Raw genomic sequence first — 5,613 nt, 5'->3', positions numbered from 1 at the left:
AAACGTGCAATTCAGCCCCACTGGATGCAATTGGGCGCAACGCGCAATCATCGCCGAACCCTTGTGCTGCAAGGCTTTGCAAATGAATGCAACACAGTGCAACATCATGGAATACAACAGGAGTGTCTGTCGTACTTCAAAGGATCTTCAGCCTCCGAAACAACCGCCCCTTCCCCATCGTTTCAGCCACACCATGCGCCTGCTCCTTCCCGTCCTCCTCGCCATCGCCTTGCCGTTGCACGCTCAGAAAGCGGGCAAGAACAAGCCTTTGATCAAACTGACCACCACCGAAGTCGCCACAAAAGAGATCGTCTATAAAACCACGCCGCAGGGTGAACTGAAGCTCCATGTCTTCTCGCCAAAGGGCGAAGTTCAGGCTGCAGTGCTCAGGCCTTGCGCGGTGTTTTTCTTTGGCGGTGGCTGGAAGAGCGGGTCGTATCTTCAATTCGTCCCGCAGGCGGAATACCTGGCCAGCCGAGGCATCGTGGCCATCAGTGCAGATTACCGCATTCTCAATGTCCACAAGACGATGCCGGACAAAGCCGTCGAAGATGCCAAGAGCGCCATCCGCTGGGTGCGGGGGCATGCCACGGAGCTCGGCATCGATCCAACCAAGGTCATCGCGGGCGGCGGCTCCGCCGGTGGCCACCTCGCGGCCTGCACGGCGTTGGTGTCTGCTTACGATGCCGAGTCCGACGACAAATCCATCTCCGCCAAACCGAACGCCCTGGTGCTGTTCAATCCGGCCATGAACATCGCCACGCTCTTCAAGCAGCGCGTCACCGGCGAAGGCCCGATGACGCTGGAGATGGCGGAGGCCATCACGCCCAACAGCTTCGTCAGCAAAGACACCCCGCCCGCCATTCTCTTCTTCGGCACCGCCGACAAGCTCAAAGCCGGTGGAGATGAGTATGTGAAAAAAGCCACCGATCTCGGACTGCGCGCCGAGATGTGGTCCGCAGCGGACATGCCGCATGGCTTTTTCAACAAGGAGCCCTGGATTCAAGTCACCGCGAAGAAGATGGACGAATTCCTCACCTCCCTCGGCTACCTCGGCGGAGAGCCCTCGATCAAGGTGCCAGAAAACGCGCCCTCATTGAAGCATGAGAAGTGAGAAATGAGAAGCCAATCATGATCAGAGAGGTTCGGTTTGCCGCAGAACATTTTCTTCGGATGAAATAGGCCAGGCAGCCGAGGGTGTCGTAGGACGGTCGTGGCGAAGCCCGCCCGTCCATCAGCGCGCTGCAAACACCACGGCGTACGCACGTCCTCGCAGTCGGGCGGTTTGGCGGAGGACGTGACAGAGCATCGGAAAGTCCTGGACGCCAAACACGACCGACCTACGGCCGGAACGCCGCGTAGTTCGCCTGCGTGAGAACCTGTCTGCCGCAGCAGAAATGCCAGACCTGCTCTCAAAGAAGCCGGGCATGAGACGAAGGTGCCATGTGCCTTTCCAATGCCACGGCGCAGAAAGCCGTCCACATCGGTTTTCGGCTGTCCCGGACAGTTCAGTGAATTCAGCCTCTCCCCACGCGAAAAAAGCGGCGCGAGCGACGTTTCTTCCCCGCATGCTTACTGAATCCTCCCGCGCCGCCGATTTCCCCAGCCTCAAAGGCATTCATTACCTCAACACCGCCGCCGAGAGCATCCCGCCTCTCTGTGTGAATGAAGCCGTGGCGGAATACATGCACCACAAGTCGCTCGGCATGCGCGGGCGCGATTTCCATTTCCCACGTGTGGAAGACTGCCGCGAGATCACCGCCCGGCACCTCGGCCTCAGTACCGATGAGGTCTCCTTCTGCTCCTGCAGCTCCGAAGCCTACAACCTCCTCGCCAACGCTCTGCAACTCAAGCCGCAGGACGAAGTCGTCGTCACCGATCTCGATTTCCCCGCCGGAGCCACGCCCTGGCTCACCGCGCCCGAGGCTTCACGCCCCGTCACACGCCTTTGGAAGAATCGTGAAGGCGCCTTGAACCTCGTTGATCTCGCAGAACTGCTCAATGAACGCACGGCTCTCGTGCAGGTCAGCCTGGTGAGCTTCTACAACGGCCACCGCATCCCCTTCGCTCCGCTGCGCGACATGATCCGCAAGCTCGCACCGCAGGCGGTCATCGCCGTCGATGTCACGCAGGCTCTGGGCCGCGTCGCGCTTGATTGCCAGGACGCTGACATCATGATTTCCAGCACTCACAAATGGACCCTCGGCATCCACGGCGGTGGCGTCATCGGCATTCCAAAAAAATCCGCCGCACGGCTCACCACCAGTGCCGGTGGCTGGTATCACATCGCGAACGCCTTTGATGCCGATCGTTTTGAAAGCGCCCGCATCAAGCCCGGCGCGCTCAGCTTCTCCGTCGGCATGCCCAGCTTTGCCGCGCTGTATGCCCTGAATGCCTCGCTGCGCTATCTTGAAGGCGTAGGCATGGACAAGATCATCGCGCATGCAGACCCGCTCGTCGCCCGCGTGCATGCCGGATTGAAGGAACTGGGCCTCACCGCGCTCAGCGCCGCGCAGCCCGGTTGTTCCAGCGGTATCGTGGCTTTCAAACACGAAAACACCGCCGCCATCAATGAGGCCCTGCTCGCGCAAAACATCCACGTCATGCATCAGGTCGGCCGCATTCGCATCGCTGTGCATGGCTACACCACGGCGGAGAACATTGAGAAGCTGCTGAGCACGCTGCGTAGCGCCATCGGAGGTTAGGCCTCCGGCCTGACAACGGATCGAGGCGTCCCGCCTTTTTTCGGGACACCCCTTGCCCTGACAGTCAGCAAGCCTATCCTCCGAGACCTTGGACTGGGAATCGCCAAAACTCCTTCTGCTCATCCTGCCCGCAGTCGCTCTGCTGCTGTGGATCGAATCGCGCTCATCGCATCCCATGACCGGACTGCGGAAACGACTGCTGCTGGTCACCCGCGCCATCGGCGTGATGCTTGCCATCGCCGCGCTCGCCGGACCGGCTCGTGTGACGCAGACGGGGCGCAAGGCGCTCGGCATCATCGTGGATACCAGCCAGAGCATGGGCGAAGAAGGTTTGAGCAAGTCGCTCGCTGAAGCGGCCCGCGTGCGTGCGGGGCTCGGCAGCGGGATTGATTCATTTGTCGTCCAACTTGGCTCGCAGCCCGAACTCCTGCCCGCAGGCAGCACGCCCGCCATGCAGGCCGCATGGCAAAAACAAAACGGTGGCGACAGCCATTACGCCGCCGCCGTGGAATACGCGGAGGCCCTGTTTCCACCCGGAGCCAGCCGAAACATCCTTATCATTGGCGATGGCCATGAAACACGCGGCAGCCTGCTGGATGCGGCACGTGAAGCCGCTGTCTCCGGCATCAAACTGCACGCGCTGCCCGTGGCAGGCCCGAATCGCCCGGATGCACGCATGCTGTCGCTCACGCCGAATCGCACACGCTTGTTTGAGGGAGCCAGCCTGAGTTTGAAGGCGGCCTTTGAGAGCACCATCGCAGGCACCGGCACTCTGAAGCTCTACGAAAACGGCATCGAAGTGGAAAAGCGCCCCGTTACGCTCAAACCCGGAGCCACGCAGGAGATCGTCTTCAATCGCACCCCATCCACGCGCAACACCTTCCAATACCGCGCGGTGCTGGAAGGGATCGCTGGCGACACGCTTCCCGGCAATGACAGCGCCCTCGCCATCGTGGATGTGCGCGGAAGGCTGCGACTGCTCTACATCGAATCCGACGCCGCCGAAGGCCGCTACCTCATGCAGGCGATGGAGAAGGAAGGCATCGAGCTGGACATGCGTCAGCCGGGCAATCTCGCAATCACCTTTGAAATGCTCGGCGGCTACGATGGCGTGATTCTCTCCGACGTTCCCGCGCACCAGCTTGGCGAGCCGCTCATGAATGCGCTGCGCGACTACGTGGATAAACTCGGCGGTGGCCTCATCATGCTCGGCGGCCCAGGTTCCTTCGGCGTGGGTGGCTACTATCGCACCCCCATTGAAGAAGTTCTGCCCGTGCGGCTGAAGGCACCTGACGAAGAAGAAAAGCAAAGCGCCGCCGTCGCCATCGTGCTGGACCGCTCCGGCTCCATGGCCGGAGAAAAACTCGAGATGGCCAAGAGCGCCGCCATCGCCACGGCGGAAGTGCTCGGGCACAACGACTCCCTCGGCGTGTGGGCCTTTGACTCGGAAGCGCACGTCGTCGCGCCAATGACGCGGCTGACTTCCACGAATGCGGTGTCCGGTCAGATCGCCGCCATCGCATCCGGTGGCGGCACTAATCTGCTGCCGGCTTTTCAACTCGGCCGCGAGGCTCTGCTGCGCACGAAGGCACGCGTGAAGCACATGATCATCCTCACCGATGGCCAGACCGCAGGCTCCGGCTACGAACAACTTGCCACGCAGTGCCGCGGCGAAGGCCTGACGATTTCCACCGTCGCCATCGGCGAAGGCTCGCATGTGGCGCTGCTGCAGGCCATCGCCTCCAGCGGCGGCGGGCAGTCGTATTCGACGATGGATGCCAGCAGCATCACGCGCATCTTCACGCAGGACACCCTCATGCACACCGGCCGCATGATCCGTGAAGAGCCCTTCACACCTGAGCTGAAGGAAAAAGATCCCATCCTCGCCGGCTTTGAAAAGTGGGATTCCCCCGAGCTGCTCGGCTACGTGAAAACCACGCGCCGCACTTCGGCGCAGGTGCCGCTGGTCACTGAAACGGGAGATCCCCTGCTCGCGCACTGGCGCTTCGGTCTCGGCAAGGCCACCGCCTTCACCTCAGATGCGAAGAGCCGCTGGGCCTCGCTGTGGATCGCGCGCTGGAGCGGCTATGGCCGCTTCTGGTCCCAGGTTCTGCGTGAAACTGCCCGCGCCCCACAGGGCCGCCTCATGGATCTCTCCGCCCGCATGGAAGGCGATGACGCACGCGTCAGCGTCGATCTCCTTGCAGACGCCGGCACGCGCGCCAACAACGCCACCGTCTCCGCCGAGGTGTTTCACGTGGCCGCAGATGCCTTGGGTGCGCCGCTGAAGGCCGTGCAAAAGCTGACGCTGCGCCAGGATGCTCCCGGCACGTATGTGGCAGACTTCAAACCCACGCAGGCCGGCGTGTATCTCATCCGCGCTCAAGTAGGTGCCGAGATGGTCACCACCGGTCTCATTCACAATCCCTCCACCGAAGCCAGCCTTGGCACCGTGAACGAAGAGCTGCTGAAGGAAGCCGTACGCATCACCGGCGGCGATTACCTCACCGACAACAAACGCCTGCCCAATCTCGAAACGACCAAGGCCGTGCAGTATGAAGAACTCTGGCCGTCACTGCTGCTCGCACTGCTGACGATCTTCCTCATCGACACCGCCATCCGCCGCTGGGAACACGTGGTGGGTTTGTGGCAGCTCGTGCCGCAGCGTAAAGCGGCGTGACCCCCCATTGTGCTACCGCAGTTACAAGCTCGGCAGGGGCGCGGAATTTATTCCGCAGCACTCCGCCGAAGCGGCAGGCTCTTAACCACGCATCATTCCCTTCAAGCCGAGGATCACCTTTCCTGCGACACGCGAGTTGGAACGGCGATGGCTGGGGGATGAGCGCGGAGGGGTGGGTGCTTGCGGAGCGCTGCGGAATAAATTCCGCGCTCCTGGATGAATTTTTCG

The 5,613-nt window shown here is 61.7% G+C and carries 3 protein-coding genes; all 3 read left to right on the top strand.

Annotation, left to right across the window (positions count from 1 at the left end):
- The first annotated feature begins 193 nt into the window (after positions 1–193).
- The 3 genes from WAW39_RS09175 (at position 194) to WAW39_RS09165 (ending at position 5,385) form a co-directional block, all read left to right on the top strand.
- Positions 194–1,114, top strand: a complete 921-nt coding sequence (locus WAW39_RS09175) for an alpha/beta hydrolase (protein WP_422318011.1) — start codon at positions 194–196, stop codon at positions 1,112–1,114.
- A gap of 454 nt (positions 1,115–1,568) precedes the next feature.
- On the top strand, positions 1,569–2,705 hold the full coding sequence (locus tag WAW39_RS09170) for an aminotransferase class V-fold PLP-dependent enzyme (RefSeq protein ID WP_422318009.1): 1,137 nt from the start codon (positions 1,569–1,571) through the stop codon (positions 2,703–2,705).
- An 88-nt stretch (positions 2,706–2,793) separates the two neighbouring features.
- Entirely contained in the window at positions 2,794–5,385 is a 2,592-nt protein-coding gene (locus tag WAW39_RS09165; RefSeq protein WP_422318007.1) for a VWA domain-containing protein, read from the top strand.
- The last annotated feature ends 228 nt before the right edge of the window (positions 5,386–5,613 follow it).

The sequence above is a fragment of the Prosthecobacter sp. genome (assembly GCF_049294395.1).
GTDB lineage: Bacteria > Verrucomicrobiota > Verrucomicrobiia > Verrucomicrobiales > Verrucomicrobiaceae > Prosthecobacter.
Note: the sequence above shows the minus strand (reverse complement) of the source record. Positions and strands in the feature narration are given on the sequence as shown.